The sequence below is a fragment of the Chlorobaculum parvum NCIB 8327 genome (assembly GCF_000020505.1).
Lineage (GTDB): Bacteria > Bacteroidota > Chlorobiia > Chlorobiales > Chlorobiaceae > Chlorobaculum > Chlorobaculum parvum_A.
This window is the reverse complement of the sequence record NC_011027.1, coordinates 207178-222500: the sequence shown is the minus strand read 5'-3', so window position 1 is coordinate 222500 and position 15323 is coordinate 207178. Positions and strand designations below refer to the sequence as shown.

Genomic DNA, 15323 nt, shown 5'->3' with positions numbered 1-15323 from the left:
GGCGCGTACCGACCTGTTCGGCGAACTGGTCGAGCATGTTGGTGCCGCCGCCTTTGGTGTAGTCCACGCGGTTGGCCACGATGCCTGCGAGCTGTACCTTGTAGCGCACGCTCTTCTGCTGAATGGCCATGCAGAGTCGGTTGGCCGCGAAGATGCTGTCGAAGTCGTTGGTGGCGATGATGACCGCGTAGTCGGCGTAGTTCAGCGGGGCGCTGAAGCCGCCGCACACCACGTCACCGAGCACGTCGAAAAGAATGACGTCGTACTTGTCGTACAGCCCCATCTCCTGCAACAGCGTGACCGACTCGCCGACGACGTAACCGCCGCAGCCACTGCCCGCTGGCGGGCCACCCGCTTCGAGGCCGTCGATGCCCGCGAAACCGGTTTCGACGATGTCTTCAGGCGAAAGCTCCTCGTGGTGGAAATCGACCTCTTCAAGAGCCTCGATGACGGTTTTCTGGAGCTTTCCGGTAATCGGGAAGGTACTGTCGTGCTTCGGGTCGCAGCCGATCTGAAGCACCTTGGCTCCCTTGAGCGCCAGCGCTGCCGAAATGTTCGCGCTGGTCGTGCTCTTGCCGATCCCGCCTTTTCCGTAAACGGCCAATACTAAACTCATGGTATGATAGAGGTCAATTGGTTTGTTGATTTTTCAGATTTTCCCGTTACCCGCCGAGATGCTCCTTCGCCTTCCGGAATACATCCGCCGTGATAACCTGTTCCCCGATTTCGCGGGCATAGTTATCGGTGTTCTTGCGAACCTTCTTGCGCACGAAGAACGGAACCTTGCCGAGCATCTTCTCGGCCTCGGCAGTCCAGCTCAGTTCGCCGGTTGCCGTTGCGGTCGCGACCGCGGCTTCCGCCGGAGCCTCCGCGGACGAAGTCACAGTGCCATTGCCGGACATCGCCGGTTCGGTGAACACTTCCGGCTCCTCCTCCTCGTATTCGAGACCGGCATCGCCGAAGAAGTCGATCAGGTGCTTCTCCAGACCAAGCTTGGCCGAGGTGTAAACCCTGTCGGCCATCACATCCGCGCCGTCGAAACCGAAGAAGGGGTAGTAGCCGAGCAGGTGGTTCTCGATATGGGTCGGCGTCGAAATGACCATGCAGGGCACGTCGAGCTTGCGGCAACTGTGCCGCTCCATCTGGGTACCGCAGACCAGCTCCGGCATCTCCTCCTCGATGAAAGCCGAAACCTCCTGGAATTTGTCGGTCACCATCAGCTCGCCCGGCAGGTAGCCTTCGAGCTGCTCGCGCACCCAGTCCGCCTGCTTCGGCAGGTAGGTGCCCGCGCCGATGATCTTCATGCCGAGTTCGTCCTTGAGGAACTTCGTCACGCCGACAACCTGCGTGGCGTCGCCAAACACGAACGCGCGCTTGTTGCTGAAGCTCTCCATGTCCGCCGTCCGCGCGAACCACGGCACGCCGCTCGGAGCGCTCTGGCCGTCGAGCGAAAAGTCCCGCATCTCCGGCATCTCGATCGGAGCCATTCCTTTTTCAGCGCCGATTTTGTTCACCTCGGCAATAATCGCCCTGAGCCAGCGCAGCGTTGCGTTGACGCCCAGCGGTGCTTCGGTGATCGAGGGCATACCAAAATTCTCCTTGAGGTATCCGGCAGCCTGGCAGCCAAGCTCACGGAACGGCGCGATGTTGACCCATGCAGCGGGCAGCTTCTTCAGATCGTCGATGCCTGCGCCCCACGGAGCCACCACGTTCACCTCGATGCCGAGCGTCTTGAGCATCCGGCGAAGGCTGGTGAGGTTGGAGCGAAGGTGGAAGCCGAGGGAGGTGAAGCCGAGCAGGTTCACCGAAGGCTTTTCAGTTTTCGGCTGTTCGGCGGCGAAGCGCTTCACGAGTTCGGTGAAGAGTCCTTCGGCGGCCTCGGTTTCGGCCACGCGGAACGGGTTGACCGCATAGACCATGATCTTGTTTTCGTCAATCCCGGACGCGCGCGCCATCTGGCCCAAATCCTCCTGAAGCAGCGCCGTGCTGCAACTCGGAGCCACCACGATCAGTTCGGGATTGTAGTGCTTTGCGACCTGCTCGACCGTGCCGGGCAGTCGCGAGGTGCCACGAGCCAGATCCTGGCCGCGCACAACGCTGATGGAAAGCTTCGGGAACTCGGGCGTCCTTTCGAGCATGGTGTAGGTCGCCGTGATGTAGTCGTCACCCTGCGGGGCATGATAAACGGTATGGACCCCTTTCATGCTGTTGGTCACCCGGCTTACGCCGTGCAGCGCGGTCCCTTCATAGAGCCAGAAAGCTAAACGCATGTTGGTTCGTTGGTTTTCGTCTTGAAAGTTACTGAGCGCTGGGCATCACCCCTTCGAGCCACACCGATTCGTCGAACTCAGGCAGGCTCTCGCGGCGCAGGAGCGGAGAGACGAACAGGTTCGCCAAGGTGAACACGCCCGACCAGCTGTGGATCGACATGAGCGTGAACTCCATGCTCCACTTCACGACGAAGCCATTGCCGACGAACGGGTTGGCCGTCATGAGCGAGGTGACAATCATGTCTGGCCTCGTCGCCTTGATCTCTTCGAGCTGGCGATGGAAGTTGGGCTGCTCGACCACCTTGACGCCTTCGAGCGCTTCGAGTTCGCGAGCGTGGAATTTCTTGTTGATGTAGGCGCTGCTGCACTCGACAACCTCCGCGCCGGCGTTCTTGAGGAAGCGGGCCAGCGGCAGCTCCATCATGGTGTCGGCGGTGAGGAAAATCTTCTTGCCCTTCAGCAGATCGGTCTGCGGCTTGATCTTCTCCCACGCTGCTTCGGCGCGGTCGGAGAGATCGACCTTGATGTCGAACATCGCCGCGAGGTCTTCCCAGAAAGTCTTGGTGCCGTCGGGGCCGAACGGGAAGAGCGAGGTGAGCACTTTCGCGCCGCGCTCACGGCTCAGGCGGGAGCAGACGCGCGACAGGTAGGGCTGGATCGGTGCGAGCACCGTGTCGGGGCCGATGGCCGGAAGCTTGTCGAAGCGGCTCTCGGGCAGGAAGCCCGCCACCGGAATGCCGAGCTGTTCGGCTTCGGTGCGCAAGTCATCCGCCGTGATGTCGTTGACCGAGCCGACGAACACCACCTTCTTCTCACCGGCGGGAGCTTCGGGGCAGAAGGGCACCAGCGCCTGAAGCACCGAGTCCTCGGCCTGCGTGAAGTTGAAGACGAGGCCGCTGGCAGGCACGAAAAGCACCGGAGTCTTGTCGGTGCTGAGATGGTGGGCCAGGCCTTTGAAGTCCACCTTCATCACCTCCGGAGTGCAGGACGAAAGCAGGAAGATCACCGACGGGTTGTGGTCGCGCTTGATCTCCTCGATCACCGCTTCGAGCTGAGGCTCGGCTCGGGAAAGATCAGCCTCCTCGATGAGCGCCACGCCGAATCGCGGCTTGGCGAAGATCATCATGCCGAGGGCATTCTGGAGAAAGTGCGCGCAGGTATGGGTACCGAGAATAAGGAAAAAGCTGTCCTTGATCTTCTGGTAGAGCCAGCCGACGCAGGCCAGTCCGCAGAAACTGTGGGTAACGTTATCCTCTTTGAGAATCTGGCAATCGCTTGAAACCGGCATCATGGCAGTATGACTTTATAAGATGGTGCTGGCTGCTCCGAAGTGGCTCCGGGCGCTCAACCCTTGATAATTGAGAACTCGAAGATAAAAATAATTTTCATTTATCCGGCGCGGCTTTGCGGGCTTCGACCGAAGCGACCTTGTCACCGATGGCAACTTGCTTGTCGCGCCGGTCGTCGATCTTGATGACGGTGTAGACTCGCGCTACCTCTGCGCCGAAGCAGTGCTCGTGCAGCTTTCGGCCAATCTCGAACAGTTCATCCGCCGAACCTTCGACGATCGTGCCCATGTCGTTCAGCCTGAACGAAAGGCCGCTCTCTTCGAGCAGCCTTTCAAGCCCGGCAACCCAGGCGCTCAGTCCGCTGCCACCAGCACCGAGAGGAATCACCGTAATGTCGAGGAGAGCCATAGAACAGCAGGAAGAGATTGGGCTAAAGCCCTTATTTATTATACCTTACTTGCGTACCCCGGACTAAAGTCCGGGGCAATTGTTTCTAAGAAAGTTTAAGAGATTTAATGGCCGAAGTAATAACCCCGGCGGACATTCACTCTTACATTGCAGTTCAATTGCCCCGGCGTTCCCATACTCAGGAGGGAAAGCCCAACGGACATTTCATTCTTACTTTCTCTTCTGTTGCCCCGGCGATCTTACATTCAGGAGGGGTTTACCCCGACGGACATTCAACCCCTCTTACATTTCAATTGCCCCGGCTTTCAAGCCGGGGACACGGAATCCCAAAAAACAACTCAGGGCTTCAGCCCAATCTCTTATTTGAACACCGTCTCGTCGCGACCGGGGCCTACAGAGATAAAGGTCACCGGCACACCTGTCGCCTCTTCGAGAAAGTTGACATAGGCCTGGGCGTTTGGATGCATCTCAGCGAAGCTCTTCGCATTGGCGTTCGAGGCCATCCAGCCCTTGAGGCTCTTGTAAACCGGCTGCACGCGACAGAGGGTCTGGTGCTCGGTCGGGAAGTCGAAAATCTCCTTGCCGTCGAGCATGTAGGAGGTGCACACCTTGATCTCCTCGAAAGTGTCGAGCACGTCGAGCTTGGTCAGCGCCAGCTCGGTCACGCCGCTGATGGTGAGCGAGTAGCGCAGCGCCACAAGATCGAGCCAGCCGCAACGGCGCTTGCGCCCGGTCGTTGCGCCGAACTCGTGGCCGATCTCGCCCAGCTTTTCGCCGGTCTCGTCCTCAAGCTCGGTCGGGAAATCGCCGTTGCCGACGCGGGTCATGTAGGCCTTGCAGACGCCGATCACCTTGCCGATGTGGTTCGGCGCGACGCCGGAGCCGGTGCACGCACCGCCGGAGGTCGGGTTGGAAGAGGTGACGAACGGGTAGGTGCCGTGATCCACGTCGAGCAGGCAACCCTGCGCGCCTTCGAGCAGCACGGTCTTGCCCGCCTTGATCTGGCGGTTCAGGTAGAGCTGCGTGTTGGTCACGTAGGGATCGATCACCTTGTCGAACGCCTCGTACTCGCCGATGATCGCGTCGACGTCGATTTCCTCTTTTTCGTAGACCTTGCAGATCAGCTTGTTCTTGGCCTCGATGTTGTCGCGCAGCTTCTCTTCGAGCACCTTCGGATTGAGCAGATCGACCACCCGGATGCCGTGGCGGGCGAACTTGTCCTCGTAGCTGGGGCCGATACCGCGACCGGTCGTGCCGATCTTCTGATCGCCGGAGAGGCAGGACTCGCTCAGCGAATCGAGCCGCTTGTGGTACGGCATGATGAGGTGCGCGTTATGGCTGATGAACAGACGGCCTTTCACGTCGTAGCCCAGCTCTTCGACCTTCTGGATCTCCTCCATCAGCGCGTTCGGATCGATCACCACGCCGTTGCCGATCACGCAGATGCAATCCTTGTTGAAAATGCCCGAGGGGATGAGGTGAAGCACCACGGTTTTGCCATCGAAGCAGATGGTGTGGCCTGCGTTTGCGCCGCCCTGGTAGCGGACTACAATGTCATATTGATCCGAGAGGTAATCGACCAGCTTGCCCTTGCCCTCGTCGCCGAACTGCGTACCGACCAGGACAGTTGCAGACGCCGCCGGCCTGCTGAATGTTCGTTCTTCCACGTCGCTTGCTTTTACTGAGAAAAAAGATCGAGGCGCTCCAGAAGCTTGTCCCGGCCCGCGCCCGACAAAGACGAGTAATTTACAATAAATCTGGCATTCGATGCACAACTTTCAATCGTACGCCGGGCCTTGGACTTTTCGGCCTGTTTGAGCTTGTCCCACTTGGTGAGCACGATGCCGAACGGACGACCACAATAGTCGAGAAACTCCATCATTTCCCGATCGGAGCCCATCCCCGGATGCCGCGCATCGACGAGCAAAACCACAAGGGCGATTTCGTCCCGCTTGACCACATAATCCGTCAGCAACTTCCCCCAGCTCTCCCGCTCGCCGTGCCCGACCTTGGCATACCCATACCCCGGCAGATCGACGAAGTAGAGGTTCTCGTTGATAAGGAAATAGTTGATAAGGCGAGTCTTCCCCGGCGTCGAACTGGTCTTCGCCAGCCCCTTGCGGGCGCAAAGAGAATTCAGCAGCGAAGACTTCCCCACATTCGACCGCCCCACAAAAACAATCTCCGGACGACCGTCTGACGGGAGGCCGTTCAAGCTCGAATAACTACAGAAAAAATCAGCGCTGGTGATATTCATGGACGCGGGTGAAAGGTGAGAATGCGCAGGCGAATTCCGGGCGGAATGACCTGTGCTTTATGGTGATTGCCAAAGAGGGAAGCTAAATAGTAGATGCAGGAAATCTGAACGACTTAAGGCGCTGATCAAGCAGGTTTTGACCAGCACCTTACGGTTGCAAAATAATTTAGACAATGGAGACGTCTTCGTTCGACCACCGCATAAATACGCCGCATCTACTTTGGTAAGATACCAATGATGGAACACCACCAAGCAAAAAGGTTTACGAACCATTTAGAGAAAACTCACTAAAAATCTGAAAGTTCATCAGCTCATCAATTCAGGTTTTGATTTTCTGCGATTTTTCATTTTACGAGATCGACTCCCAGATCGAGACATTTTTTTAGACCCGCTTTCTAAATAAAGCAATCGACTACCAGTTATGAGTACTGATTTACCTTCCTGCCAGACAACCGCATACTGACCCGACTCTTTTTTTCTTTTTAAAGCTTTGTTTACAGCACGCTGAAGAGCGTTAAGTGCAAATTGCCCATCCTTAGAAGGAGTAGCTTTTGAGATTATAGTCATAGCAATGCCTCCTCAAGCAGCACCTGATAGTAATCCCGGTGTATTATGCTACGAACCGAACGATCTTGTTCAAAAATCAGCTCGGGTTTTTTGCCGTGGTTCATAAAGCAAAAACAGTGATTGACACGGTGAGAAAAGACTTTGAATAAATTTTGCAAACTACGGGGAAAACGTCGCTCAATAACTGATTTAGGGATATTATGGCCTCCATGCTCAACTCGCTCGGCAACACGCAATATGGACATTTCAACTGACGGCAAAGCCAAATAAATCAATAAAACATACCACCCCTCGCCTTGAAGACGCTCAACTCGCTTCACTGTCGATTGGCCTGAAAGGGTTGTTTCGAAAGCAAAATTTTTGCGATTTTTGGTGCACTGGTCCATTTGGTCAAAAAAAAGACGGCCTACAGAAGTAAGTGGTTTTCGATCTGGAGCCTCAGACGACAACTCTTGAGCAATAGAATCTGCATTTAAAAAGCAGGAACAATCTGGAACATTAGAGAGAAAATCTTCGGCAAAAGTTGTTTTGCCCGCTCCATTAGGCCCAGCGAAAATCCAACAAGTAGGCATAACGGTACCCTTCGTTTTTTTCTCATATAGATGCCTATCAGTTCAAATCCGTACCGTTCAAACAACTTAAGCCTACATAGCCAAAAACACCTGCCGAAAGAAAGCTCGGACATAAAACATTATCTGCCAATACGATTTTTATGATAATGAAAAAATAGCAAATTCAACAATCAGCCGAGAATTTCAAGAGCTATTTCGCCAATAAGTTCTTACGCCCCTTGCGGATATCCTATCGCCACATCCATGTTGCGCCTTAGAACCATTGTTTCAACATCAAAACGCTTCTCATCTCTATCTCATTTCAAAAAAATTTTTAATCCGTCTTCATCAGCGCTCAAAAACTCATAGCAGGGTATCAACGCGTATCTGGAGCCGTATCGGAAAGGATAAAGAGTAGGGTCGAGAGACGTCAAACAAGAACCGCTGCCCGGGCGCGAAAAGCATTCAGCCTCCTGCAAAAAAGCCAAGGCAGCGGTTCCCGAAAAACGTTATTTATAGCTGAAATTCTTCCTCGCTGCCTGCGTGCGCAGGTTTTCGAGAATCACCGTTCCGAGGCTCTTTGAATCGGCGCTCTCCTGCTCTTTCTGCTGAACATAGGCATCCCGCTTTTTGCTGAGAGCGGAGATCTGCGTTTTCAGGTTTTCGCGCTCCTCTTTTTTCTGCTGCACATACCTGCCGATCTCTTTATCGGATTTGCCTTTCAGCTCTTCGGGAAGGCTCTCTTTCTTGAGCCCCTCGACCGTCACCTTCTTGTTGTCGATGGCATCGACAAGATCCCAGCCGGAAGCCTTGTACAGCGACGAACCTTTCGAGGCCGCACGCTCTGCCGCAACCGGTGCCGATACTGCCGCGGCGTTCCGATCCTGCATGGACTGCCGAGCCTTCAGCTCTTTACCTTGTGCGCCGTAAGGAACGTAGGTGTCGTTGATTCTGCTGTTGAGCCTCATGAGGTCGTCATCGTAGGGGGTCACAATGCCTCTTGTCGAGCGGTCGCTGTCGATGGAGAAGTAGCTGCCGCCGCCAAGCGTGGCGCCTCGTTTCCAGAGGCCCTGAACACCGGCATAATAGTCGCCGCAATAGATCGTGTTGACCGCCACATCGCGCTCGGCTGCCCAGCGGCATGCCGCTTCATAACTGACATCACCCTGGTCGAAAGGCTCATTGCCGGCGATGTAAATCAGTTTCAGACCATCGTGGGAAGTGTTCCATCTCAACTGGTTCAGGCTGCTGCCGATCACATGGCCGCAATACTCCGAACCACCGTTGGTTGTCAGCGAAAAGAGCGCTTCGGAAAGCCGGTCGAGATCCTCGGTGAACGGGACAACCTGACGAATGTACCCGGTTCGGGGAGAGAGGCCATTGTTGCCGTACTCGTACAGCGCAACCTGCAACCGGATCGGCTCGCCCCTTTTGCGCATTCTCGACACCTCGTTCACAATACGCCAGAGCTGGCTCTTTGCCTGGTTGATCAGGCCATCCATGCTGTTGCTGGTATCGAGCAGGAGAGCAAGCTGCACCAGTTTGTAGTCCGACGGGCACTGTCCCTTGATGGGCCTCAGGTTGTCATACTCCTGCGCATACTTCGCGAATGTCTTTTTCAGCGATTGGTCGCGAATTGGCTGCACTTCGGAACGTCCGGCTTCGGTTACGGTTTTCGCTTCGAGGATGGCGTTGCCAGGAAGCACCGTGGACGCCAGCAGCAGTGAGATCAGTTGTTTTTTCATCGGGGGATCTTGGTATAGAGTTGGAAAAAGCCACTACTCTTTTTGACGATGGTATGAATGGCCTCTTGTGCCAGCACTCAAAAAAACAGAACAACCGTGAAGGCAACGTTTTCAGCCTCCGCCAATGCCGCCATAGCGGATTCCGGCCAGCGCGGTCATCTCCTGCTTCCAGCTTACCAGATCGGAGACGGTGAAGCGATTGAGGTGATTGTGGCCGCAGGCTCTTGCCATGACCTGCATCATGGCGACCGAGTTGCGCAGGAAGCGGTAAACCCGTTGTGCGGCGTGGTCGATCTGGAGGCGCTGGCGAAGTTCGGGGTTTTGCGTCGCGACGCCGACGGGGCAGTGGTTGTTGTGGCAGGCGCGCATTCCGAGGCATCCCGCGGCCTGAATCGCCGCGTTGCCGAGAGCGACGGCATCCGCTCCGAGGGCGAGCGCCTTGATGAAGTCGGACTCGGTGCGCAAACCGCCGGTGATGACGAGGCTGATATGGTTGGCGGCGCTGTTGTCGAGATGCCGCCGCGCCCGCGCAAGAGCCGGAATGGTCGGCACGGAGATATTGTTTTTCAGCAGGTTCGGCGACGCGCCGGTTCCGCCGCCACGTCCGTCGAGGATGACGTAGTCCGCACACGCTTCGATGGCGAAGTCGAGGTCGGCCTCGATGTGCTGCGCCGAGAGCTTGAAGCCGACTGGAATGCCGCCAGTCGCCTCCCGGATGCGTTCGGCCCGTTCTGCGAACTCTTCCGGCGTGCGCAGATTGCGGAAGTGCGACGGGGCATGGGCATCGCGATGCGGTTCGAGGCCGCGAACGCGGGCAATCTCTTCGGTGACTTTGTCGGCGGGCAGCAATCCGCCCACGCCGGTTTTGGCGGCCTGCCCGGCCTTGAAATGGAACGCCTGGCAGCGCTTGACCTGCTCGATGTCGAAGCCAAACTCCGCAGGCGCAAGCTCGTAGAAGTAGCGGGAGTTCTCGGCCCGCTCCGCTTCGAGCATCCCGCCTTCGCCGGAGCAGATGCCGGTTCCGGCCAGTTCGGCCCCTCGTGCCAGTGCGATCTTGACCTCACGACTGAGCGCCCCGTAGCTCATATCGGTCACCAGCAGGGGAATTTCGAGGCGGAGAGGCCTCTTGGCGCGAGGCCCGATGACCACTTCGGTTCCCACATGAGCATTGTCGTCGAGCGGCTGGACGGCGAGCTGGGCGGTCAGAATCTGGATGTCGTCCCATTTCGGCAGCTGGTCGCCCGGCACGCCCATCGCCGAAACCGCGCCCTGCGGCGAAAAGCTGGCAGGATCGATTTCGGCAAGCTGATGAATGTGACTGTTGTGAGGCTCTTCCGGGGCGCCGTGGATGTCGGCGTAGAGGCCCTGATACGCCTCGCGATCAAAGGGCTGCGGATGAAGACGCGCCCACTCCGCCACCTCGTTTTCATCAACCAGCACCGCGTCGGCTTCCCGGTCGATCCATGCCCGGAACCGGGGCAACGCCTCCTCGTTGTTGTACTCGCTCACGCCGGTATCAAGGCGATAGTCCCAGTGGTGCACGCCGCAGATGAGGTTGTCGCCTTGTACAAAACCATCGGCCATGAGCGCGCCGCGGTGCAGGCAGCGCCCGTAAAGCACCGAGACCTCATCGCCGTAACGGATTACGACGAGGTCAACCTCGCCGACCAGAGCATAGTGTGGTTTTCTGCCTTTGAGTTCGCTCCATGTAGCGACCTTGACCTGCTTCGGGGATGCGCTGTGACTCATTTCAGTTTTGGACTGGTTGCCTGTGCTTTTTCTTTTAAAACTAACCCGGCTTCACCAACGGTTACTGGCTTTTGTGCAGATACCTGAAGGTGATTTCGCGCCACCGTTCCGACGCCATGATGTCGAGCAGATTCCGGTTCAGGGCTTCCCGTTGTACGCTGCCTTCCGGCAGGGCGATGGCGTAGTATTCGGGGCGGAACACGCGATCGACGATGGTGATGCCATTCACTTCACCCGAGGTGACGAGATAACGCATGATCGGTTCGTCGAACACAACGGCATCGATCTTCCCCTCTTCGAGAGCGTGGAGCGCCTCCGTAATGGCGGGAAATGGCCGGTACCTGATGGCGGCGTCTTCGAGAAAGCTGCCGCTGCTCGACGCCTGCACCGTGCCGACTTTTTTACCGTACAGGTCATCGACCTCCCGGATGTCGCTTTCGAGGCTGCCGACGGTGAGCACGGTGGTCATGGCCGCCGTAAAGCCGGAGATGACCACCAGTCCGGTGAACATCCAGACCAGCGCAATGAGCCTTCCACCCAGCGTGGCCGGCGCTTTGTCGCCATACCCAACGGTGGTCATGGTCACGGCGGCCCACCAGAACCCTGCCCCGATCCCCTGCGTGGGCGTGCCGCCGAACTGTTCGGGATTCTTCCTGCGCTCGAAAAGCCAGACCAGCACCCCCGAAACAAGCAGCAGCATCGACAGCGCGGCAAGCACCCGGAGAAAGGCCGGAGAAAAAAGCCGGCCGATGATATGCAGCCAGCTTGACTCCTTTTCCCTGACGGCAATGGCCAGACCCGAGTGGAAATAGGGATAGGAATAATCGAGCAGACGCTCGCGCTCGGCGGTCATGGTGATGGCTGAAGCTGCCGCATCGACCGCTCCTCGCTCGACGGCTTCGAGCATTCCGGTGAGCGACATCTCGCGGATGGTGAGCTTGCGCTGCTGCTTTTCGGCAATCGCGCGCATGAGGTCGATGGAGATGCCCTCCCACTTCCCCTTGTCGTTTTTCATGGCAAACGGCGGCGATTGTTTCGTGGCTACCACCAGCTCATCTTCGGCGGCGATGGCCGTCAACGAACCGGAAAACGAGCAAAGAAGAAGGGCGATAAAGAGGCGGGTGATCGCCTGCCACGACGATAGCCGACAGCGGCCAGCTCGTCCGGAACAAGAGAGGGAGAAGAATGAGGTCGTATGATACACGTTTTGCATGTCCTCCTGCTGCCGATGGCTTTGAAAGCGAATCGGATTGTCGGTATTCGAGGCGGCCCTCAGCCCAAGCCCATTGCCTCAGCCGGGTTACGCCGACCGGATAAGGTGAACGTCCTGCTGGGGAAAGGGAATCGAGAGGCCGTTAGCGTCCAGCGCCTCCTTGAACTGTTTGGTCAGATCGAACTTGACGCCCCAGTAGTCTCCGGACACAACCCAAACGCGAACCGTGATGTTGACAGAACTGTTGGCAAGCTCGCTGACCACGACCTGCGGAGCAGGCTCCGCATGAATGCGCTTGTCGCCACCGATAACGCCGTTGATAACCGAAAAGGCTTTGTCGATGTTGTCGCTGTAGGAAATGCCGAGCAGAAAATCGACGCGCCGGGTTTCGTGATACGAATAATTGACGATCGAGCCGCTCCACACCTCGCTGTTCGGCAGAATGATCTGGACGTTGTCCGGCGTGGCAAGCTCCGTGGTGAACAGCGAAACGTTTTTAACCGTGCCCGCCTTGCCGGCCACTTCGATATACTGGCCGGTGCGGAACGGCCTGAAGAAAATCAGCATGACACCGGAGGCAATGTTAGAGAGCGTTCCCTGCAACGCCAGGCCGATGGCAAGACCGGCGGAGGCCAGCACCGCCAGAAGGCTCGCAGTCTGCACGCCGATCTGGTTGAGCACGGTGATCACCGTGACGGCGATGATACTGTAGCGCGCAAGGCTTCCGAAGAAATGCACCAGCATCTCGTCGAGCCCCTCCTTCCGGTTCAGCATCGCAACAAGGCGATTACTCAGGAAGGTCGAAAGTCTCATACCGACCACAAGAATGACAAGGCCGACCAGCAGCTTGATTCCGAAGGTTGATACGTAATGCACAAGAAGATTGAAATTCACTTCATTCATTACAATGAGTTTTTAATGAAAAGCATCAGGAAAGCTCAGAGGCGGTTTGAAGCCGCCTCCGGGAAATGCCGCCAGATGCTATTTGACAAATCTGATAAACTGCTTCTGCTGCTTGGCAACCTTGCCGCCCATCACCTCGGCCACGACGCCGCCGAACATTTTGCCCATCAGCCCGGCATTCATGGCGCCGACATAGGTTTGTCCATCAGCTTTCTGATAGACGCTGATCGTGCAGGGCATCATAACCGAAACAACCTTGGTGTCGTCACCCTTCAGAATGTTGAAGGCGTGGTCTGCCTGGCAGAGGTTGACCAGCCTCACCGGCGGAAGATCGCCGCCACCATGTTTTTTCACCGATTGATCGATCGGCATGACGTTGACAACCACCCAGCCTTCGTCTACCGCATTTTTCTTGATGGTGGCAACGGTCTCTTCAACTCCGTAAGGGCTCTGGTACTCCTTCAGCATCATCCCCGGCATCATCATCCACCCCGCGCCAGCGGTGAGAAGAATGCCGACGACAACCCCGATTAACAGACTGCGAATATTCATCATGTCCTCCTGTTTGTTTTGGATTGCTTAACGGCGACAACATGACGGGACAGTGGCGGCAAGGAGTCTCTCGATGCAGCAGGTCATGCGTGAAGGGGCGCTTTGCATCGGCTGGATGGTGATGGACAAACACTGGATAACCACTATCACCGCAAGCAAGTTAACATTCTTTCACTGCATGGTCAATAAAACACCCGGACTGCGCTGGTGACCGAAGGGCTGAGCTGGGGAAAAATTCGCCGACGGTTCTGCCCGAAAACCTTGCCTTACCAAGCCAAAAGTGTAACTTTCAAGACATTTTCCGAACCCCCCTTGGCGGGCTCATCTCAACCTATTCATAGCAATCCGGATGCCCTCTTCTCTGCATATCTATAATTCGCTTACCCGCAAGAAAGAACCTTTTGAACCCATCCAGCCCGGTCTGGCAACGATCTACGTGTGCGGCCCGACCGTGTACGGCCACGCCCACCTCGGCCACGCCAAAAGCTACGTATCATTCGACGTGGTGGTGCGCTGGCTGCGTCATGTCGGCGAGCAGCAGGGCTACAAGGTGCGGTACGTGCAGAACATTACAGACGTTGGCCACCTGACCGATGACGCCGACGAGGGGGAGGACAAGATCCAGAAGCAGGCGCGTCAGGAGCGCATCGAGCCGATGGAGGTGGCGCAGTTCTACACCCGCAGCTTTTACGAGGATATGGACCGGCTCGGCGTCGAGCGCCCAAACATCGCGCCGACGGCAACCGGCCACATCCCGGAGCAGATCGCGCTGGTCGAGCGGCTTGTCGAAACCGGCCACGCCTACGAATCCAACGGTAACGTCTATTTCGATGTCAACTCGTTCGCCGGGTATGGCAAGCTCTCCGGGCGGACTGATCAGGAGGCGTTGCAGTCGGGCGGACGCGTCGCGGAGCGAAGCGACAAGCGCAACCCCTCGGACTTCGCGCTCTGGAAAAAGGCCGAGCCAAGTCACATCATGAAGTGGCAATCGCCGTGGGGCGAGGGCTACCCCGGCTGGCATCTGGAGTGCTCTGCAATGGCCATGAAGTACCTTGGCGACACCATCGACATCCACGGCGGTGGCATGGAGAACAAGTTCCCGCACCACGACTGCGAAATCGCCCAGTCCGAAGCGGCCACGGGCAAGCCCTTCGTGCGCTACTGGATGCACAACAACATGGTGACGGTCGATGGCGTCAAGATGGGCAAGTCGCTCAAGAACTTCGTGAACCTCAAGGAGTTGTTCGGCACGTTCGACCCGCTGGTCATCCGCTTCTTCATCCTGCAATCGCACTACCGCTCTCCGCTCGACTTCTCCGAAGCGGCCATCAAGGCCTCGCAGTCCGGCTTCGAAAAGTTGCAGGAAACGTACAAGCGATTGGTAGAGTCGGCGGAGGACAAGGGCCAGCTCGAAGTGGCAACGTTCGAGCAGAAAATCACCGACGCGCTCAACGACGACTTCAACACGCCGGTCGCCATTGCCGTGCTTTTCGAGTTCATCAAAGCGCTCAACGGCGCGCTCGACAAAGGCGGGCTTGACGCTGCATCGAAAGCCGCCGCTCTGGCGCTTCTCGCCACTTACGCCGGAGAGGTGCTCGGCATCCTGAAAAGTCGCAACGAACTGTTGGCCGGAGAGAGCGGCGAAAGCGCACAGACGCTCGACGACGTGATGCAGGTGCTGCTCGAACTGCGCAAAGAAGCCAGAGCAAACAAGGATTTCGCCACCAGCGACAAAATCCGCGACCTGCTCATGGAACGAGGCATCGAAGTCAAGGACACCAAGGAAGGCGCAACCTGGACAAAGAAAAAAGCCTGAACT

Annotated in this window: 14 protein-coding genes and 1 pseudogene (1 of these 15 running past the window's edge); 2 read left to right on the top strand and 13 right to left on the bottom strand. The window is 57.1% G+C overall.

Features of this window, described 5'->3' with window-relative positions:
- The 13 genes and pseudogenes from bchL to CPAR_RS01090 form a co-directional block, all read right to left on the bottom strand.
- Positions 1-616, bottom strand: the 5' portion of a protein-coding gene (gene bchL, locus CPAR_RS01140) for a ferredoxin:protochlorophyllide reductase (ATP-dependent) iron-sulfur ATP-binding protein (protein ID WP_012501482.1). It extends 215 nt beyond the left edge of the window; the window shows 616 of its 831 coding nt (coding positions 1-616); its start codon is at positions 614-616; its stop codon lies beyond the left edge, outside the window.
- 46 nt (positions 617-662) lie between these two features.
- Positions 663-2270: a ferredoxin:protochlorophyllide reductase (ATP-dependent) subunit B gene (locus CPAR_RS01135; RefSeq protein ID WP_012501481.1), complete on the bottom strand. Its 1608-nt coding sequence runs from the start codon at positions 2268-2270 to the stop codon at positions 663-665.
- A 28-nt stretch (positions 2271-2298) separates the two neighbouring features.
- Positions 2299-3561: a ferredoxin:protochlorophyllide reductase (ATP-dependent) subunit N gene (gene bchN, locus CPAR_RS01130; RefSeq protein WP_012501480.1), complete on the bottom strand. Its 1263-nt coding sequence runs from the start codon at positions 3559-3561 to the stop codon at positions 2299-2301.
- 94 nt (positions 3562-3655) lie between these two features.
- Positions 3656-3967: an MTH1187 family thiamine-binding protein gene (locus CPAR_RS01125; RefSeq protein WP_012501479.1), complete on the bottom strand. Its 312-nt coding sequence runs from the start codon at positions 3965-3967 to the stop codon at positions 3656-3658.
- A gap of 359 nt (positions 3968-4326) precedes the next feature.
- Positions 4327-5634, bottom strand: a complete 1308-nt coding sequence (locus CPAR_RS01120; protein WP_012501478.1) for an adenylosuccinate synthase — start codon at positions 5632-5634, stop codon at positions 4327-4329.
- 11 nt (positions 5635-5645) lie between these two features.
- Entirely contained in the window at positions 5646-6224 is a 579-nt protein-coding gene (gene yihA, locus CPAR_RS01115; RefSeq protein WP_012501477.1) for a ribosome biogenesis GTP-binding protein YihA/YsxC, read from the bottom strand.
- A 306-nt stretch (positions 6225-6530) separates the two neighbouring features.
- The gene (locus CPAR_RS10725) at positions 6531-6791 is read right to left on the bottom strand and encodes a hypothetical protein (protein ID WP_083762331.1); all 261 of its coding nucleotides are present in this window, start codon (positions 6789-6791) and stop codon (positions 6531-6533) included.
- A pseudogene (locus CPAR_RS10720) lies at positions 6788-7372 on the bottom strand (zeta toxin family protein); the annotation flags it as partial. The gene CPAR_RS10725 and the pseudogene CPAR_RS10720, both read right to left, overlap by 4 nt.
- A 479-nt stretch (positions 7373-7851) precedes the next feature.
- Positions 7852-9087 carry a vWA domain-containing protein gene (locus CPAR_RS01110; protein ID WP_012501475.1) on the bottom strand — a complete coding sequence of 412 codons (1236 nt, stop codon included), beginning with the start codon at positions 9085-9087 and terminating at the stop codon, positions 7852-7854.
- Positions 9088-9198: 111 nt separating this feature from the next.
- The gene (locus CPAR_RS01105; protein ID WP_012501474.1) at positions 9199-10836 is read right to left on the bottom strand and encodes a glutamate synthase-related protein; all 1638 of its coding nucleotides are present in this window, start codon (positions 10834-10836) and stop codon (positions 9199-9201) included.
- A 61-nt stretch (positions 10837-10897) separates the two neighbouring features.
- Complete coding sequence (locus CPAR_RS01100) at positions 10898-12049, bottom strand: transporter substrate-binding domain-containing protein (protein ID WP_012501473.1); 1152 nt, start codon at positions 12047-12049, stop codon at positions 10898-10900.
- An 87-nt stretch (positions 12050-12136) separates the two neighbouring features.
- Positions 12137-12952 (bottom strand): mechanosensitive ion channel family protein, encoded by an 816-nt coding sequence (locus CPAR_RS01095; protein ID WP_012501472.1) that lies wholly within the window; start codon positions 12950-12952, stop codon positions 12137-12139.
- A gap of 78 nt (positions 12953-13030) precedes the next feature.
- Positions 13031-13504 (bottom strand): DUF302 domain-containing protein, encoded by a 474-nt coding sequence (locus tag CPAR_RS01090; RefSeq protein WP_012501471.1) that lies wholly within the window; start codon positions 13502-13504, stop codon positions 13031-13033.
- A gap of 73 nt (positions 13505-13577) precedes the next feature.
- On the opposite strand from CPAR_RS01090, the gene CPAR_RS10895 reads away from it, so the two are divergent.
- Together CPAR_RS10895 and cysS are read left to right on the top strand one after the other, a co-directional pair.
- Positions 13578-13715: a hypothetical protein gene (locus CPAR_RS10895; RefSeq protein ID WP_012501470.1), complete on the top strand. Its 138-nt coding sequence runs from the start codon at positions 13578-13580 to the stop codon at positions 13713-13715.
- A 138-nt stretch (positions 13716-13853) separates the two neighbouring features.
- Positions 13854-15320 (top strand): cysteine--tRNA ligase, encoded by a 1467-nt coding sequence (gene cysS, locus CPAR_RS01085; protein ID WP_012501469.1) that lies wholly within the window; start codon positions 13854-13856, stop codon positions 15318-15320.
- The last annotated feature ends 3 nt before the right edge of the window (positions 15321-15323 follow it).

Bases quoted from the DNA above. Each gene is read 5' to 3' on its own strand.
- CPAR_RS01125 (WP_012501479.1), bottom strand. From the start codon at position 3,967: ATGGCTCTCCTCGACATTACGGTGATTCCTCTCGGTGCTGGTGGCAGC.
- CPAR_RS01095 (WP_012501472.1), bottom strand. From the start codon at position 12,952: ATGAATGAAGTGAATTTCAATCTTCTTGTGCATTACGTATCAACCTTC.
- bchN (WP_012501480.1), bottom strand. From the start codon at position 3,561: ATGATGCCGGTTTCAAGCGATTGCCAGATTCTCAAAGAGGATAACGTT.
- CPAR_RS01105 (WP_012501474.1), bottom strand. From the start codon at position 10,836: ATGAGTCACAGCGCATCCCCGAAGCAGGTCAAGGTCGCTACATGGAGC.
- CPAR_RS01090 (WP_012501471.1), bottom strand. From the start codon at position 13,504: ATGAATATTCGCAGTCTGTTAATCGGGGTTGTCGTCGGCATTCTTCTC.
- CPAR_RS01135 (WP_012501481.1), bottom strand. From the start codon at position 2,270: ATGCGTTTAGCTTTCTGGCTCTATGAAGGGACCGCGCTGCACGGCGTA.
- CPAR_RS01100 (WP_012501473.1), bottom strand. From the start codon at position 12,049: ATGCAAAACGTGTATCATACGACCTCATTCTTCTCCCTCTCTTGTTCC.
- cysS (WP_012501469.1), top strand. From the start codon at position 13,854: ATGCCCTCTTCTCTGCATATCTATAATTCGCTTACCCGCAAGAAAGAA.
- CPAR_RS10895 (WP_012501470.1), top strand. From the start codon at position 13,578: ATGCAGCAGGTCATGCGTGAAGGGGCGCTTTGCATCGGCTGGATGGTG.
- CPAR_RS01110 (WP_012501475.1), bottom strand. From the start codon at position 9,087: ATGAAAAAACAACTGATCTCACTGCTGCTGGCGTCCACGGTGCTTCCT.
- yihA (WP_012501477.1), bottom strand. From the start codon at position 6,224: ATGAATATCACCAGCGCTGATTTTTTCTGTAGTTATTCGAGCTTGAAC.
- CPAR_RS10725 (WP_083762331.1), bottom strand. From the start codon at position 6,791: ATGACTATAATCTCAAAAGCTACTCCTTCTAAGGATGGGCAATTTGCA.